Annotated in this window: 16 protein-coding genes; 9 read left to right on the forward strand and 7 right to left on the reverse strand. The window is 61.8% G+C overall.

The window, feature by feature from the left end:
- Positions 1–338: 338 nt before the first annotated feature.
- From QMK47_RS11045 to QMK47_RS11055, 3 genes are all read left to right on the forward strand, one after another.
- The gene (locus QMK47_RS11045; RefSeq protein ID WP_253473174.1) at positions 339–1,118 is read left to right on the forward strand and encodes an ABC transporter substrate-binding protein; all 780 of its coding nucleotides are present in this window, start codon (positions 339–341) and stop codon (positions 1,116–1,118) included.
- A gap of 151 nt (positions 1,119–1,269) precedes the next feature.
- Positions 1,270–2,382: a M14 family metallopeptidase gene (locus QMK47_RS11050; RefSeq protein ID WP_320390189.1), complete on the forward strand. Its 1,113-nt coding sequence runs from the start codon at positions 1,270–1,272 to the stop codon at positions 2,380–2,382.
- Positions 2,383–2,446: 64 nt separating this feature from the next.
- A complete protein-coding gene (locus QMK47_RS11055; RefSeq protein WP_253473180.1) occupies positions 2,447–3,163 on the forward strand; it encodes an alpha/beta hydrolase in 717 nt (238 codons plus the stop codon).
- Between the two features lie 198 nt (positions 3,164–3,361).
- Here the strand turns inward: QMK47_RS11055 and QMK47_RS11060 are convergent, their stop codons facing one another.
- From QMK47_RS11060 to QMK47_RS11070, 3 genes are all read right to left on the reverse strand, one after another.
- On the reverse strand, positions 3,362–3,949 hold the full coding sequence (locus QMK47_RS11060) for a hypothetical protein (protein WP_258690786.1): 588 nt from the start codon (positions 3,947–3,949) through the stop codon (positions 3,362–3,364).
- Between the two features lie 86 nt (positions 3,950–4,035).
- Positions 4,036–4,821: a hypothetical protein gene (locus QMK47_RS11065; RefSeq protein ID WP_320390190.1), complete on the reverse strand. Its 786-nt coding sequence runs from the start codon at positions 4,819–4,821 to the stop codon at positions 4,036–4,038.
- A 216-nt stretch (positions 4,822–5,037) separates the two neighbouring features.
- Positions 5,038–5,967, reverse strand: a complete 930-nt coding sequence (locus tag QMK47_RS11070) for a LysR family transcriptional regulator (protein ID WP_258690788.1) — start codon at positions 5,965–5,967, stop codon at positions 5,038–5,040.
- A 161-nt stretch (positions 5,968–6,128) separates the two neighbouring features.
- On the opposite strand from QMK47_RS11070, the gene QMK47_RS11075 reads away from it, so the two are divergent.
- On the forward strand, positions 6,129–6,731 hold the full coding sequence (locus tag QMK47_RS11075; protein WP_033062826.1) for an NADPH-dependent F420 reductase: 603 nt from the start codon (positions 6,129–6,131) through the stop codon (positions 6,729–6,731).
- A gap of 59 nt (positions 6,732–6,790) precedes the next feature.
- Here QMK47_RS11075 and QMK47_RS11080 read toward each other — a convergent pair whose 3' ends face one another.
- From QMK47_RS11080 to QMK47_RS11090, 3 genes are all read right to left on the reverse strand, one after another.
- Positions 6,791–7,072, reverse strand: coding sequence for a hypothetical protein (locus tag QMK47_RS11080; RefSeq protein WP_320390191.1), 282 nt, complete (start codon positions 7,070–7,072; stop codon positions 6,791–6,793).
- A gap of 223 nt (positions 7,073–7,295) precedes the next feature.
- Entirely contained in the window at positions 7,296–8,321 is a 1,026-nt protein-coding gene (locus QMK47_RS11085; RefSeq protein ID WP_253473192.1) for a purine-nucleoside phosphorylase, read from the reverse strand.
- A gap of 46 nt (positions 8,322–8,367) precedes the next feature.
- Positions 8,368–9,318, reverse strand: coding sequence for a nucleoside-specific channel-forming protein Tsx (locus QMK47_RS11090; protein ID WP_320390192.1), 951 nt, complete (start codon positions 9,316–9,318; stop codon positions 8,368–8,370).
- A gap of 299 nt (positions 9,319–9,617) precedes the next feature.
- Between QMK47_RS11090 and selD the strand changes: the two genes are divergently transcribed.
- Both selD and mnmH read left to right on the forward strand, forming a co-directional pair.
- The gene (gene selD / locus QMK47_RS11095; protein ID WP_214509024.1) at positions 9,618–10,652 is read left to right on the forward strand and encodes a selenide, water dikinase SelD; all 1,035 of its coding nucleotides are present in this window, start codon (positions 9,618–9,620) and stop codon (positions 10,650–10,652) included.
- Positions 10,652–11,767, forward strand: coding sequence for a tRNA 2-selenouridine(34) synthase MnmH (gene mnmH, locus QMK47_RS11100; RefSeq protein ID WP_258690789.1), 1,116 nt, complete (start codon positions 10,652–10,654; stop codon positions 11,765–11,767). The genes selD and mnmH overlap by 1 nt, the downstream gene beginning before the upstream one ends.
- A 126-nt stretch (positions 11,768–11,893) precedes the next feature.
- Here mnmH and QMK47_RS11105 read toward each other — a convergent pair whose 3' ends face one another.
- Positions 11,894–12,565, reverse strand: a complete 672-nt coding sequence (locus tag QMK47_RS11105; RefSeq protein WP_408980861.1) for a histidine phosphatase family protein — start codon at positions 12,563–12,565, stop codon at positions 11,894–11,896.
- A gap of 320 nt (positions 12,566–12,885) precedes the next feature.
- Between QMK47_RS11105 and QMK47_RS11110 the strand changes: the two genes are divergently transcribed.
- From QMK47_RS11110 to QMK47_RS11120, 3 genes are all read left to right on the forward strand, one after another.
- Positions 12,886–13,584, forward strand: coding sequence for a glutathione binding-like protein (locus QMK47_RS11110; protein WP_014339247.1), 699 nt, complete (start codon positions 12,886–12,888; stop codon positions 13,582–13,584).
- A gap of 189 nt (positions 13,585–13,773) precedes the next feature.
- The gene (hemB, locus tag QMK47_RS11115) at positions 13,774–14,748 is read left to right on the forward strand and encodes a porphobilinogen synthase (protein ID WP_003200059.1); all 975 of its coding nucleotides are present in this window, start codon (positions 13,774–13,776) and stop codon (positions 14,746–14,748) included.
- Between the two features lie 337 nt (positions 14,749–15,085).
- On the forward strand, positions 15,086–16,180 hold the full coding sequence (locus QMK47_RS11120) for a DUF1615 domain-containing protein (RefSeq protein WP_253473205.1): 1,095 nt from the start codon (positions 15,086–15,088) through the stop codon (positions 16,178–16,180).
- Positions 16,181–16,364: the final 184 nt, after the last annotated feature.

Raw genomic sequence — 16,364 nt, forward strand, 5'->3', positions numbered from 1 at the left:
GGCCAGAGATTGCTCCCGCTGGGGCGCGCAGCGGCCCCAATAAGGGTGACGATGCCGTTTGTATCTGACGGACATCAAGGGCTGCTGCGCAGCCCAGCGGGAGCAAGCTCCCTCGCCACAGGAGTGAATCTGCCACAGGTGTTTACCTGTCAGGTTTTTCGCAAATTCAGTGACCACCGGACGCCCCTGGCTGTTTTTATAACTATTTGTCGCCTCAACATAACTCCCCTCCTGAGTGCCCCTCTAGACTCCCGGCCACTTCGGTTTTTGCTGACCGAACGCTGCCTACGAATCTGCCTATAACGATCAATAAAATACCTGCGCACTCAGGAGCGAAAATGAACAAGCTAGCCATGTTCGGTGCCCTGGCACTGTCTGTATTGTCCCTGTCGGCCGTGGCCGAAGACGCCAAGCCGATCCGCCTCGGGATCGAAGCCGGTTATCCGCCTTTTTCGATGAAAACCCCCGAAGGCAAACTGACCGGCTTCGATGTCGATATCGGCGACGCCCTCTGCGAGCAGATGAAGGTCAAGTGCACCTGGGTCGAGCAGGAGTTCGATGGCCTGATCCCCGCGCTGAAAGTGAAGAAGATCGATGCGATCCTGTCGTCCATGACCATCACCGACGATCGCAAGAAAAACGTCGATTTCACCATCAAGTACTATCACACCCCGGCGCGTTTCGTGATGAAGGAAGGCTCCGAGGTCAAGGACCCGCTGACCGAGCTCAAGGGCAAGAAAGTTGGCGTGCTGCGTGCCAGTACCCACGACCGTTTCGCCACCGAAGTGCTGGTGCCTGCCGGGATCAACCTGGTGCGCTACGGCTCCCAGCAGGAAGCCAACCTGGACATGGTCGCCGGTCGCCTCGACGCCATGCTGGCCGACTCGGTCAACCTCGACGACGGTTTCCTGAAGACCGATGCCGGCAAAGGCTTTGCCTTCGTGGGCCCGACCTATGAAGACGCGAAATACTTCGGCGGTGGCGCCGGCATTGCGGTGCGCAAGGGCGATAAGGCCCTGGCCGATAAATTCAACGCCGCCATCAGCGAAATCCGCGCCAATGGCACGTACAAGAAGGTGCAGGACAAATACTTCGCTTTTGATGTCTACGGGCATTAATCGGTAGGCGCTGCTGTAGGAGCTGTCGAGCGAAGCGAGGCTACGATCTTTCCACTGCCAGTTGAGTCCAGAGCAAAAGATCAAAAGATCGCAGCCTCGCTTCGCTCGACAGCTCCTACACAGCTCCTACGCCTAGTCATTTGGAGATTTCATGCAACGCATCGACCATACCCTGCCATGGAGCCACCTGGGCACCGAGCGCCGGCTCAGTGTGTTTCGTTATGGCCATGGCCCGCGCAAGGCCTACATCCAGGCCAGCCTGCACGCCGACGAACTGCCGGGCATGCGTACTGCCTGGGAGCTGAAGCAGCGGCTCAACGACCTCGAGGCGCAAGGCCTGCTCAAAGGGGTGATCGAGCTGGTGCCGGTGGCCAATCCCATCGGCCTGGATCAACATCTGCAAAGCGCCCACATGGGGCGTTTCGAACTGGGCAGTGGCAAGAATTTCAACCGCTCTTTCGTGGAGCTCAGTGCACCGGTGGCGCAACGCATCGGTGATCGCCTGGGTGACGACCCGGCTGCCAATATCACCTTGATCCGCCAGACCATGGCCCAGGTTCTCGACGACCTGCCGGCGCCGCCTTCGCAACTTGAAGCGCTGCATCGCCTGCTGCTGCGCCATGCTTGCGACGCCGACATCACCCTGGACCTGCATTGCGATTTCGAGGCAGCGATCCACTTGTATGCCTTGCCGCAACAGTGGCCGCAATGGCGCTCCCTGGCCGCGCGCCTGAAGGCCGGGGTGGCGTTGCTGAGTGAAGATTCCGGTGGCAGTTCGTTCGACGAGTCCTGCTCCTCGCCCTGGTTGCGCCTGGCCAAAGCCTTTCCCGCGGCGGCGATCCCTGCGGCGAACCTGGCGACGACGCTGGAGCTGGGCAGCATGGGCGACACCCGCGTGGAACAGGCCCAGGCCAATTGTGAAGCCATTCTCGGGTTTTTGGCCGAGCAGGGTTTTATTGGCGGGGACTGGCCATCCGCCCCCGCCGAGTGCTGCGAAGGCTTTCCGTTCGAAGGCACTCAATACCTGTTCGCGCCGCACCATGGCGTGGTGAGCTTTCTGCGTGAGGCTGGCGAATGGGTGGAGCGCGGCGATCCGCTGTTCGAAGTGGTTGATCCGTTGAATGATCGGGTCACCACCGTGCGGGCCGGCACCAGTGGCGTGCTGTTCGCCCTGGACCGCGGGCGCTACACCCAGCCGGGCATCTGGCAGGCAAAAGTCGCCGGGCGTGAGCCGATTCGTACGGGGAAATTGAGCAACGACTGATAAGTGCTGTCTACCTCACCGCACGCTTCTTGTCGTGCGGCTATCGAACGATGGAGGAAGATTGATGTTTAAAGCGCTCGCCCTGTTTCTATTGCTGGTCTCGTCCGGGTTGCAGGCCCAACCCTCGCTGCACACGGACTTGCCGCTCAACTACCTGGCCCAAGCCGATGAGCAAGCCGGCAACCGCCCGCTGGTGATCTTCCTGCACGGCTCCGGCAGCAACGAACAGGACCTGTTCGAACTCAAGGGCGAGTTGCCCCGGGATTACAACTACCTCTCGGTGCGGGCACCGAAGAGCATGGAACAGGACCGTTATCAGTGGTTCGCGAAAAAGGGCGACGGTGCCTACGACGGTGATACTTCGGACTTGAAGGCCAGCGGCCAGATGCTGCTGGACTTCATCGACAAGGCTCGGGCCAAGTACTCGACCGACGCGAGCAAGGTCTACCTGGTAGGGTTCAGCCAGGGCGCGATGATGAGCTACGAAGTGGCCCTGCGACACCCCGAAGCCGTCGGCGGTATTGCAGCGATGGGCGGGCGGGTCCTGTCGGCGCTGCGGGCGGAACTGACCCCCAACGAGTCGCGCCGGACACTGGCGGTGTTCATCGGCCATGGCACGGCAGACCCTATCATTCCCTACCACGATGGCACCGAGGCCAACAGCTTCCTGAAGACCCTGGCGCTGGAACCGGAATTCCATGCCTACCCGGGCGTCGGCCACAGCATCAGCGCCCTGGAAGTGCAGGACCTGCGGGCCTGGCTGGAGCGGCTCAATCCCTGACCACCGTAAGCCCCTGCGGGCGAAACCCTGTGGGGGCTGAGCTTGCTCGCGATAGCGGCGGGTCAGCTTGCATCAATGCCAAGATGTGCCGACGCCATCGTCGGATCGCCGCCCGGAGCAAGCTCGCTCCCACATTCCCACATTCCCACATTCCCACATTCCCACATTCCCACATTCCCACAGGGTCCGGGGTGCTTGTTACTGACCGCTGGCGATCTGTTTCACCAACGCTTCATGACCGGCCTTGTCACTGGCCCGGGAGATGATCTGCACCACGGCCATGCGCGTGCCGGAGGCGCCCAGCAACGTGGTGTCGAGGGTTGGCCCGCCGCCCTGGGTCGCGCTGGTGTCGAGCTGACGCAGGCCCAGGCCGGTGCCTTTTTGGGTCAGGCTTTTTTCGCTGAGGATCTTGGCGTCCGGCAGGGCTTTGATGCGTTGGGCGGCGAAGTCGGCCATGGTGGTGTCGAGGAACGCACCGTCGTCGTCCTTCACATTCGTACCGTTGACGATGGTGTTCTCAGCGGCAATCACCACGGTTCTGCTGGTGGCATTGCTGTACATCGTCCCTGTCGCCCCAGCGGTGCCCTGGGTCACTTCACCGGCGGGTAGCGGCGTCGCCGTGAAGCCCTTGGGCAAGGTGAAAGTGAACTTGCCGCCGAGCATCGACACTTTCTGCGCCGGTGCATCGCCGGCAGGTTTGGCCGGGGCCGCTTGGGCGGATACCACGACCAGGCTGGCGATGGCCCCCAGCAACAGGGCGGCGGCTTGTTTACTCAGCAATGACATTGAAACGCTCCACAGATGGTCGTGCCTGGAGGACGATCATCCCATGGGCGTCGCACCTGACTCCAGCGCCAGTGCAGAAGAGACCGTCATTTTGGCGAAAGGTGTGCGGTGTCGCAGGGCGGTGGCCGCACCAGCAGGCGTCGGGTCACCAGCAACATGGCCATCGACACCGCGACGCCCAAGGCGAAGGCGGGCATGCCCAGCACCGGCAGGGCGAGGGCCAGGGTCAGGCAGAAGGCTGCGAAGCAATACATGCCGGTGGCCGTCGCCCGCAGCAGCGCGGCGGTGAAAGCCGGTCCCCGGGTTTGTTGGGAGAATACCGCCATGACACTGCCCAGCACCGGGAATACCGCCAGCAGCCCGCTCCAGCGTTCGCCCACGGTGCTGGCCAGCAGCGTCACCGCCAGGGTCAACAGCGCGCCTGCGATCATGCGCAGCAGCAGCTTGTCGGATTTGGCCGTCGGCCCGTTCATCACCGGTCGGACCGTCGGGAACAGATACGACGCCGCCAGCAACGCGACCAGGGCGATCAGGCTCGACAACGGCAGCGAAGCCGGTAGCCAGGACAGGATCAACGCCACCAAGGCCCAGACCCCTAGCGCGACGCCCAGCGCCCAGGGCCAGTTGCGATGCTGGGCGACCTGGGCGTACACCACGCAGAAGGCAATCATCGCGAACATCGCCGCGAGTGCCGCGGTCGCCGACTGCGCGGCAAACGGCTCGCCTTGTTCCAGGGCCAGGAACAACAGAATCGGCCCCACTACGACGGGCAACCCCGAGAGCCAGCCGGCCACGCTCGGCCCCCAACGCCTGCCCGCCCGGGAAATCAGCAGCAGGAACGTGGGAATCACCAGCAATTTGAGCAGCAGCACGCGGTCATCCTTGTCAGTCGTCGAGGCGCCACGTTAGCACCGCCCGCATCGCAAACCCACTGTGGGGGCGAGCTTGTTCGTCACGAGGTTGGGGGAGGTTGGGCTTACGTCATCGCGAGCAAGCTCGCTCCCACAGTAGTGTGGGGGGGCTCAAGCCCTCTGTGGGAGCGAGCTTGCTCGCGATGGCGGCCGCACTGGCACGAAAGTCCCTAAGGCTCAACCCTGCGCAGCACTGAAACGCCGCGCCAATCCCTCACGCTCGAAGTGTTCGGTGATGAAGTCGATAAAGGCGCGAGTCTTGGCCGGCATCAGCGTGCGGCTGGGGTAATAGAGGGAAATCACGCCAAGGTCCATGTACCAGTCCGGCAGCAGCCGTACCAGTTCGCCGCGTTCCAGCCAGGGCAGCACGTCCGACACGGTCAGCAGCGAAATGCCCAGGCCCAGCAAGGTGGCTTCGCGCATGGCGACCGGGTCGTTGAGAATGATGGATTCAGGCAGCCGCAACGTCGACTCGAAACCGGCGGCGTTACGCATCGTGGCCTGGCGTACCCGCCCGGTGAGGCTGGAGCGCAGCACGATGTTATCGAAGTGGGCCAGGTCTTCCGGGTGCTCGGGGCAGGAGCGTGCGGCCAGGTAGGCTGGGCTGGCTACCGCGACCAGATGTGCCGGCGCCAAGGTTCGCGAGATCACCCCAGGCGCCAGTTCGAAGCCGCCGCCAATCGCCGCGTCGAAACCTTCGGCGATCAGGTCTACCCGTCGGTTCTCGAAATGCCATTGCGGGCGGATCAATGGGTGGAGGGCCAGGAATTGCGGCATCAACGGCAGCACATGGCCGATGCCGAAGCTTGGCGACAGGCTGACTCGCAGTACCCCGGCCGGCTCGCCACGGTCAGTGGTCACGGCGCCGATGGCGGCCTGCAAGGCTTCGAGATGCGTGCCGATGCTGGCCAGGAAGTGTTCGCCGTTCTCGGTCAAGGACAGCTTGCGGGTCGAGCGCTGGAACAGCCGCACCCCCAGGTTACGCTCCAGCATCGCCACATTGCGACTCACGGCGGCGGGCGTCAGGGCCAGCAACCTGGCGGCCGCCGAGAAACTGCCGGTTTCGGCGCTGCGGGCAAAGCATTCGAGATTGGCGAGGCTTTCCATCAAGGTGACCTGATAGTAATGCTTGAAAATGATTCAACGTATTACTGGCTAATCATCACGTAATAGCAAGGGCAATATGCACCTCAACGGCGGACATCACCGCCCAGGTTTATCCAACTTTGAGGACATACGTCATGAGCAACATCGACACCATCGACACCATCGACACCATCGGCATCATCGGCGCTGGCGCTATTGGTAGTGCATTTGCCCGGGCGCTGGCCCGCCAGAACATCAACGTCGTGATTGCCAACAGCCGCGGCCCCGAAAGCCTCGCCGAGTTGGTCGCCGAGCTCGGCCCCACCGTCCGCGCCGGCACCGTGCAGCAAGCTGCCGCGCAACCAATGGTGCTGGTGGCCGTCAACTGGCCGAAGTTGCCCCAGGCGCTGAATGGCTTGCCGGACTTTGCCGGACGAATCGTGATCGATGCCAACAACGCAATCAAAGTCCCGGAGTTCGAGGCGATTGATCTGCAAGGCCGGGCTTCTACCGAGGTGTTCAGCGAATGGGTGCCGGGGGCACGGGTGGTCAAGGCGTTCAACCACATGTTGGCGCGCCTGCTGGAGGCTGATCCAGCGTCCGAAGGCGGCAAGCGCGTACTATTCCTGACTGGCGACGATGAGCAGGCCCGTGGGGAAGTCGCGCAGTTGATCGATCGGCTGGGATTCTTCGGCGTGGACCTGGGCCCATTGAGCGTTGGCGCACGCTTGACTCAATTCCCGGGCGGACCATTGCCGGTGCTGAACCTGGTCAAGTTCGACTGAGCACTTCGCGACATACGTAAGGAAGCGCTCGATCAGCGTGGGAACCCGGCCTGAAGCACTCAGTCGGGTTCCACGTCCAATTGCAGGCTGTCGTCGGCCAGGCGCTCGGTTCGCCGGACAATACCGCTGATGCGCCGGCCTTCGACGTTGAACACCACGATCTGGGCTTTATCCAGATCCGCCGGCAGGGGTGGTCGCACGTGCAGCGCGAACCAGGGCGGTTCGCCGTCATCAAGGCGTTTGACGTCGAACTCGCAGTCGACACTTTTGGTGTCACGACCAAACAGCGTGTCGAGGCCGTAATCAAGATGAGTGCTGTCGGCAGTAGGGTTGAGGGACATCGGCGGTCTCCTGGATGGGTACGCACGGCTGATGTTCAAGTGATTCTTCCTTGAATGGAAAATTCCATTGGGTGATCCGTAGAGATTAGCCCCAACCTGTGGGAGCAAGGCTTGCCCGCGATGCAGGCGCCTCGGTTCACAAAGGACCGCGTCGACTGCATCGCGGGCAAGCCTTGCTCCCACAGATCGCCTCCTTCTCCCCAAGAGCCGGCGCGGCTGGTGATCAAGCGCCAGGCACGCCGTCTTTCCACGCCGACCAGTTCTTCACAATGTCCTGCACCAGCGGGTTGCCGGTGCGGAACAGGTTCTCCAGCGCCGGGACGAACGCGCCCTGGTCGGCGTATTTGAGCAGGTTGTCCACTTCGTTGCCGCCGGGCTCGGGGCGGTCGAAATCGGACCCGGCCCGCAGCACGGCCAGCCGGTTGATGTCCACCCGACCTTCGCGGCTGGCCCGGAGCAAGGCCTCGTAGGTGGAGTTGTCTTCCTGTTGGGTGGTGCAGTAGACGCCCTTGTTGTCGGTGAGCAGGCGAGTCCAGACTTCGGCGCGCTCGCTCAGGCGCGTACCGGAGAACCAGGTGTTGCCGGCCAGGGTGTCGCAGCGGGTCACCACCGGCGGTTGGTTGGCCGGGGCGTACGGATACTTCAAGCGCCAGGCCGCCGATTCCTTGCTTTGCGACAAGGTCACCTTCTGGCTGAGGGCAAAGGCCTTGGCTTGCAGGGCCGGGTTGAGTTCGAAGACTTCCGTCTTGTAGTCCAGCGGCGGCTTTTCGTTCGGCCCCTTGGTGTTGATGCCCAGGTAGCCGGTGGGCCAGTCCTTGGGCACATCCCGCGAATCCAGCTCCCATTGGGTGCCGAACTCCACCAGGTAATGGGCCCAGGCCGTCGTGCCAAGCGTGCCGTGGTGCGGGTTGATGCCGGCGATCCCGGCCACCAGGAAATAGCTCTTGCGCAGGTCGACGGTGGGGGAGAGCGCCAGGGCCAGTGTCGAGGCGGCGGCGTTGGTCTGGCCCATGCCGGTGATCAGCAGGCAGACCCGCTCGGCGTTGCAGCGGATCGTCGGGTATTCGGCGGACAGTCCCGGCACGCGGATTTCAGTCTTGAGTTCGAGGCGATCGATCCAGTTCTGCGCCTCGGGGGCGAACATCGTGATCAGCATCACTTTGGGTTGAAGCGGCGGTGCGGCCCCGGCGGTCGAGCAGAACAGGGCCGTGCAGGCCAGGCCGATTGAAATAGACAGGCGATTGATCATGTATTCGTGACCTCCATGGATTCGAAGTGGTGCTTCTACGGTGTGCTCAGAATTGATATCCAACCCCGGCGTAGTATCCCCAGCCATCGGAGCGGGCGCGGAAGTTGCCGTCGCCAAAGTTAAGCTCACTGCCGTCCTGCCAGTTACCGCCGTTGTGAAAGTAGCGGCCCACCAGCGTAAAGCGCAGGTGCGTGAACGAATACAGCAGGACGTTGGTGGCAACCGTGGCATTGGCGGTGCGGGCGGGGTTGTCCTTGTGCAGGTCCGAACCGAAATCGAAGTTGGTGAAGCCGATGTACGTCAGCGAGGCGCCGTTGCTGAACTGGCTGATCGGCACGATGTATTTGAGCTGGGCGCGGTAGCCGTCCCAGGAGTATTCATTGCTGGCGCCATAGTTTTCCCACTGATAACGGCCATAGAAGTTGGCCGACAGGTTGACCCTTGAGTGGGTGTCGATGTCAGTGCCCAGGCCGCTGTACAAGGTGTTCGCGCGATTGGCGCTGTTGCTGCCGTGATCGTAGATCCAGTCGAACGCCACATACCATTCCTTGAACGGCCCGATGGCCAGGCTGCGGCCGGCCAGGTAGTCGATGGAAATACGCGGTTCGTGCTCCATGAACACCGGGGAACCGTGGTCCCACACCCCTTTGTCATGACTGTTGCCAATATTGAAGATCTTTGGAATATCGACGTAGCCATAGAGCTCGAAGGGCCCCTTGCGTCCGAAGTATTCATATTCCAGATAGACATCGTCGACCGGTTGCGGACCGAAGCTGATGTCCTTGCTGCCGATGAGCGTCAGGTCCTGGTTGTACCAGTCCGACAGGTAGGCGCCTTTTTTCGAGGGGGTGGCCTCGGGGCGGAGGGCTTCGCCTTGGGCGGACGCCTCGGCGGTTTGGGCTTGGGTCGTGGTGCTGAGTAGTCCGGTAACGGCGGTCAGTAGCAGGGCGGCTGCCAATACGCCAGGTGTAGCGCGACACTGGGAAGTGCAGTGCATGGAAAGTCCTTGTTCGTGCGGGCCGACGCCCGGGGTCCGTGGTTGAAAAAAAGCCATCGATCCGCTGGGTACGATCGATTGCGCAAACGTTTGCACATGTCGTACCAATTTTTCGCAGTGGCTTTAAATGCATGGGGTCCAGGCTTTATTCCTGTCTTGTTGGTCAGGCTCGGTGCACCGAATTCGGCACCATCGCGTGAAGCGGCACCAACGTGTCGCAGGAGCCTGTGCTCGACGCGGCACTGAGTCGCTGGCGTTGCTGATAGAATCGGCCATCTTGACTGACCAGAGGTATGCCCATGAGCGAGCCGATTCGCCTGACCCAGTACAGCCACGGTGCCGGTTGCGGCTGCAAGATTTCGCCCCAGGTACTGGAAGTGATCCTGGCCGGCAGCGGTGCGCAGAACCTTGATCCCAATTTGTGGGTCGGCAATGCGTCCCGGGACGATGCTGCGGTGTACGCCATCGACGAGGAGCGCGGGGTGGTCTCGACCACTGACTTCTTCATGCCGATTGTCGATGATCCTTTCGATTTCGGTCGCATCGCCGCCACCAACGCCATCAGCGATATCTACGCCATGGGCGGTGACCCGCTGATGGCCATTGCAATTCTCGGCTGGCCAGTCAACGTATTGGCCCCGGAAATTGCCCGGGAAGTGATTCGCGGCGGTCGTTCCGTGTGCGACGAGGCCGGTATTCCCCTGGCCGGCGGGCATTCGATCGACGCGCCTGAGCCGATTTTCGGCCTGGCGGTCACAGGCCTGGTGCAAAAGCGCCATATGAAACGCAACGACACGGCCACCGCCGGTTGCCGCCTGTACCTGACCAAACCCTTGGGCATCGGCATCCTCACCACGGCGGAAAAGAAAGGCAAGCTGCGCGCCGCCGACGTCGGCCTGGCCCGTGACTGGATGTGCACCCTCAACAAACCTGGCAGCCGCTTCGGCAAGCTCGACGGGGTGACGGCGATGACCGACGTCACCGGTTTCGGCCTGCTCGGGCATCTGGTGGAAATGGCTGACGGCAGCCAACTGACCGCGCGCATCCGCTATGACGCGGTGCCGCGCCTGCCGGGCGTCGAGTACTACCTCGACCAGGGGTGTGTGCCGGGCGGTACGCTGCGCAACTACGACAGCTACGCCAGCAAGGTCGGTCGAGTCCAGGAACTGCACAAGCGCGTGCTGTGCGACCCGCAGACCAGCGGCGGCCTGCTGATTGCCGTCACCCCTGAAGGCGAGGGCGAGTTCCTGCGGGTTGCCGCTGAACTCGGGCTGGTGCTGGAACCTATCGGCGAACTGGTCGAGCGACAGAGTTACGCGGTCGAGGTGTCTTGATGAGCCATGACATCACCGATTACCGCGACATCTTCCTCAATGACCGGCCGATGATGGACACACGCGCCCCGATCGAATTCATCAAGGGGGCCTTCCCCGGCGTGGTCAATTTGCCGCTGATGACCGACAGCGAGCGGCAACGCGTCGGTACCTGCTACAAGCAGCAGGGGCAGCAGGCCGCCATTGTTCTGGGGCATCAACTGGTGTCCGGTGAAATCAAGGCACAACGCATCCAGGCCTGGGCCGAGTTCGCCAAGACCCATCCCGACGGTGTGCTGTATTGCTTTCGCGGCGGCTTGCGTTCGCAGATCGTCCAGCAATGGCTCAAGGACGAAGCGGGCATTGATTATCCCAGGGTCGGCGGTGGCTACAAGGCCATGCGCACCTTCTTGCTGGACACGATCGAGCAGGCGGTTGCCCAGTGCGACCTGGTGCTGCTGGGCGGCATGACCGGCACCGGCAAGACCGAAGCGCTGGGCCAACTGAGCAACAGCCTGGATCTGGAAGGTTATGCCAACCATCGCGGTTCCAGCTTCGGCAAACGCGCCACCGGCCAGCCTTCCAACATCGATTTTGAAAATCGCCTGGCCGTGGATGTGCTGAAAAAACGCGCCAGCGGCATCGAACAATTCGTGCTTGAAGATGAGAGCCGTGCGGTCGGCAGTTGTGCTTTGCCGCTGCCTTTGTACCAGCGCATGCAGCAGGTTCCGATGGTCTGGCTGGAAGACAGCCTGGAGCATCGGGTCGAGCGGATCCTGCAGGATTACGTCATCGACCTGTGTGCGGAATTTGTCGCCGTACATGGCGACGAAGGTTTCTCGCTGTTTTCCGAGCGATTGCTGGCAAGCCTGGACAACATCCACAAGCGCCTGGGCGGCGACCGTCACCGGCGCTTGATGAACATCCTGGAAACCGCCCTGGCCGAGCAGGCCAACAGCGGCGCCGTCGATTTGCATCGCGGTTGGATCGAAGGCTTGCTGCGCGAGTATTACGACCCTATGTACGTGTTCCAGCGGGAAAAGAAGGGCTTGCGGATCGAGTTTTCGGGGGAGCAGGCGGCGGTGCTGGAATATCTGCGTGAGCGGGCGGCCCGGGGCGGGTTACCACAGGTTTGATATCCACTGTCAATCCCTGTGGGAGCGAGCTTGCTCGCGATAGCGGTGTTTGAGTCACATCAATATCAATGGGTCTGACGCTATCGCGAGCAAGCTCGCTCCCACAAAGGGAAATAGCGACTGATATCAGGTCGGACAGGCTTCCTTGCCATTGTCCAAGCCCTGCTTGTAGCTCCGGCTGGTGAGGCTGGCCTTGCCGTTGTGCCAGGTCAGGGTCAGCACGTACAGCGAATCAAAATCGCCTGACGCCCAGTCATCGGTAATGGTCTGCTTCTTGCCCACGGCCTCGCCGGCGACCTTGTTGATCAGCTCCGGCAGGTAGCCATGGGACCAGGCGGTATAGATGGTGGCGTTGTGGTACTTGTCGTGCAGCAGTTCGTCAGCCAGGTCGCTGGTGTCGTTGGCCGAATAATTGATGTTCACCGGCAACCCGAGCTTGATGGCGCTGGGGCTGATGGTCATCAGCGGGCGAATATAGCTATAGGAATTGTCCAGCTCACCCTCTTCGACATTGCGGGTCGGGTTGGCCGCGAACACGTAGTCGGCCTTGCCGAATTTTTCCGGCAGCAGGGTGGCCAGGTCGATGGCGCGGTTGAGACCCTGGCAGTTGAGCTGGCCCAGGCCACCGGCGGGTTTCTCGGCATGACGCAGGAACACCAGGGTCTGCACGCCGTCGGCTGGTTGGGCGCGGCTGATGCTCGATTCCAGCGCCAACCCCAGGCCACAGACCACAAGCAGCGTCGGCAGCAGCAGCCACGAACGGTGTTTGAAGCGTCTGGCGAAATTCAGTGGGTTCATCATCGAATAGTTTTTCTTCAGCACTCTTGAGTCAGGCTGACACACCTTGGCACCGCGAAGCGGTTGGCCTCGGGTGGTTTCCCTGTCGTTACGCCGCGTTGAATCCTCGGGGGCATTGCTCAGAGTCTTTTCAAGCCCTTTGGTTCGATCCTGGCTGGTCCCGGTGCACTGTAAGGCCTCCTGTGGGGAGGTAGGGCGAATGTTAGCGACAGGATGTTGCGGATTTAAGAAGGGCCGATGTGAATTCCGTGACGGGCAGTGATGCCGTCCCGTACATCTTGGATTATCCTCGGGCTTTCCTTCATTTCCGAGCCGACCCCATGCCCGACTTGACCCCATTCCCCATCACCGAGAAATGGCCCGCCCAATACCCTGAGTGGATCCAGCTCTACTCCCTGCCCACCCCCAACGGCGTGAAGGTCTCGATCATGCTGGAAGAGATCGGCCTGCCGTACGAGCCCCACAAAGTGGACTTTGGCAGCAACGACCAGCTGTCGCCCGAGTTCCTTTCCCTGAACCCCAACAACAAGATCCCGGCGATTCTCGACCCCCATGGGCCGGGTGACCAGCCGTTGGCGTTGTTCGAGTCGGGGGCGATCCTGATTTATCTGGCGGACAAGAGTGGGCAACTGTTGGCCCAAGAGTCGGCGGCGCGCTACGAGACGATCCAGTGGCTGATGTTCCAGATGGGCGGCATCGGGCCGATGTTCGGGCAGTTGGGATTCTTCAACAAGTTCGCCGGCAAGGACTACGAGGACAAGCGGCCGCGCGATCGCTACGTCGAGGAAAGCAAGCGCCTGCTCAAGGTGCTCGATGGTCGTCTGCAAGGGCGGGACTGGATCATGGGCGAGCGCTACACCATCGCTGATATCGCCACATTCCCCTGGGTGCGCAACTTGATCGGCTTTTACGAGGCCGGTGATTTGGTCGGTATCCAGAATTTCCCCAATGTGACCCGGGTACTGGAACGCTTCCTGGCTCGACCGGCTGTGGCGCGCGGGTTGAAGATTCCGGAATGAGTCACCCGACGACTCGCCGATTCGATTACAAGCCACCGGCTGACGTGCATCAATGGCTCGCTGACCTTGTGAGTAGATTATTGCCTGGCCGGTAACGCTCTGTTTTCCAGCCGACGTTTGTGCCCTGGCCGGCCAGGGCATAAGCTTTTGTTCTATGTGATCGAGCACCCATTTCAGCCCAGGAGTCCCATGTCCAGCCAGTTCCCCGAAGCACGTCCACGCCGTCTGCGCCGCAATGCAAGCCTGCGCAGCCTGTTCCAGGAAACCGAGTTCACCTTGAACGACCTGGTGCTGCCGATTTTTGTCGAAGAAGAAATCGATGATTTTGTGCCGATCAAGAGCATGCCCGGCGTGGTACGCATTCCTGAATCGAAGCTGGCCGGCGAGATCGAGCGCTATGCCCGTGCCGGCATCAAGTCGGTGATGACCTTTGGTGTGTCCCATCACCTGGACAACGACGGCAGCGATACCTGGAGCGAGCGCGGCCTGGTGTCGCGCATGGCCGGGATCTGCAAGGACGCGGTGCCGGAGATGATCGTGATGTCCGACACCTGCTTCTGTGAGTACACCGATCATGGTCATTGCGGCGTCCTCCACGGCGATGAAGTGGACAACGATCGGACCCTGGTCAACCTGGGCAAGCAAGCCGTGGCGGCGGCCCGCGCCGGTGCCGATGTAATCGCGCCATCGGCGGCCATGGACGGGCAGGTCCAGGCGATTCGCCGGGCCCTGGATGAAGCCGGCTTCAGCCAGACGGCAATCATGGCCTACTCCACCAAGTTCGCCTCGGCACTCTATGGCCCGTTCCGCGAGGCCGGCGGCAGCGCGTTGAAAGGCGACCGCAAGAGCTACCAGATGAACCCGATGAACCGCCGCGAAGCTCTGCGCGAATCCTTGCTCGACGAGCAGGAAGGTGCCGATGCGCTGATGGTCAAACCGGCCGGCGCCTACCTCGATATCATCCGCGACATTCGCCAGGCTTCGAACCTGCCGCTGTCGGCTTATCAGGTCAGTGGGGAATACGCGATGATCAAGTTCGCCGCCCAGGCTGGTGCCATCGACGAAGCCCGCGTGGTACGCGAGAGTCTTGGCGCAATCAAGCGGGCGGGGGCAGACCTGATCTTTACCTACTTTGCCATGGACCTGGCGCTGAGCGGAATCTGATCCCGCTGGGGTGGCTGGGAAATCCAGGCACGCCACCATTCTCCTGTGGGAGCGAGCTTGCTCGCGATAGCGGTGGATCGGCTTGCATCAGCGTTGCCCCTGCCGCCGTCATCGCGAGCAAGCTCGCTCCCACATTGGTTTTTGGGGTGGCTGGGAAATCCAGGCACGCCACCATTCTCCTGTGGGAGCGAGCTTGCTCGCGATAGCGGTGGATCAGCTTGCATCAGCGTTGCCCGTGCCGCCGCCATCGCGAGCAAGCTCGCTCCCACATTGGGCATAGCCCGCATCCACTTTTGATCGTATGGTTGCTCCGGAATAACGAACTCGATGGAGCACCATGCAATTCAACCGATTGATGATCAGCCTTGCTGCGCTGCTGGCCTTGGCCGGTTGCGGCAGCCGTCAGGCGCAGGAGCCTGAGCGTCAGCCTGCTGAGGTCAAGAAGCAGATCGTGCAGTTGTTGCCGGCCAAGACTGTGGATCGCGAAGGCTGGGCGACTGACATCTACGTGGCCTTTGCGGCCCAGCAGATTGCCTCTACGACGCAGAACATCTGTGCTGTCCTGGCGGTGACCGAACAGGAGTCGACGTTCCAATCCGATCCGCCAGTGCCGGGGCTGGGCAAGATCGCTCGTCAGGAGATCAACCGCCGTGCGGCGAAGGTGCACATTCCGGAGTTGTTGGTCAGTGGTGCCCTCCAGGTGCGTTCGCCCAACGGCAAAAGCTACAGCGATCGGCTCAATGCGGCGCGTAGCGAGAAAGAGCTGAGCGGGATTTTCGATGATTTCATCGGCATGGTGCCGCTGGGCAAGACCCTGTTCGGCGGTTTCAATCCGGTGCACACGGGTGGGCCTATGCAGGTCAGCATCGCGTTTGCCCAGGCCAATGCGCGCAATTATCCCTATACGGTGGAGGGCTCGATTCGTCGCGAAGTGTTCAGCCGTCGTGGCGGGATGTATTTCGGCATCGCGCATTTACTGGGTTATCCGGTGAGCTACACCGAGCCGTTGTATCGTTTTGCCGATTTCAATGCCGGGTGGTACGCCAGCCGCAACGCAGCTTTCCAGCATGCGGTGAGTGTAGCGTCGGGCATTTCCCTGGCGCTGGACGGCGATCTGATTGCCCATGATTCCATCATGCCAGGCAGCACGGAACTGGCGGTGCGCACGCTGGGCAAGTCGTTGGGAATGCGCAACCCGACCATCCGCGATCAACTGGAGCAGGGTGACAGTCTGGCGTTCGAGGACAGCAAGCTCTACAAGCGTGTGTTCGAACTGGCTGACAAGGCCGAGGGCAAGGCGTTGCCACGGGCGGTATTGCCGGGGATCGTGCTCAAGAGCCCGAAGATCACGCGCAAGCTGACCACGGCATGGTTTGCCAAGCGGGTGGATGAGCGTTATCAGCGATGCATGGCGCGGGCGTCGGGGCGTTAGCCAGGCGTTGGCGCGTGAAAAAGCCCGGTGGATGAGGCCGGGCTTTTAGGGGGATGGGTTTGGTGCGGGAGCAGTCTCAAGCGGTGTGTCGGGTGGACGGCGCAGCGGCTTGATGATTGTTGCGGCCGCTGCGCGCCCGAGCGGGAGCAAGCTCCCTCGCCACGAGGTGTGTTGCCGATCATTT

The sequence above is a fragment of the Pseudomonas sp. P9_35 genome (assembly GCF_034008205.1).
In the GTDB taxonomy this organism is placed as follows: Bacteria; Pseudomonadota; Gammaproteobacteria; order Pseudomonadales; family Pseudomonadaceae; genus Aquipseudomonas; species Aquipseudomonas kilonensis.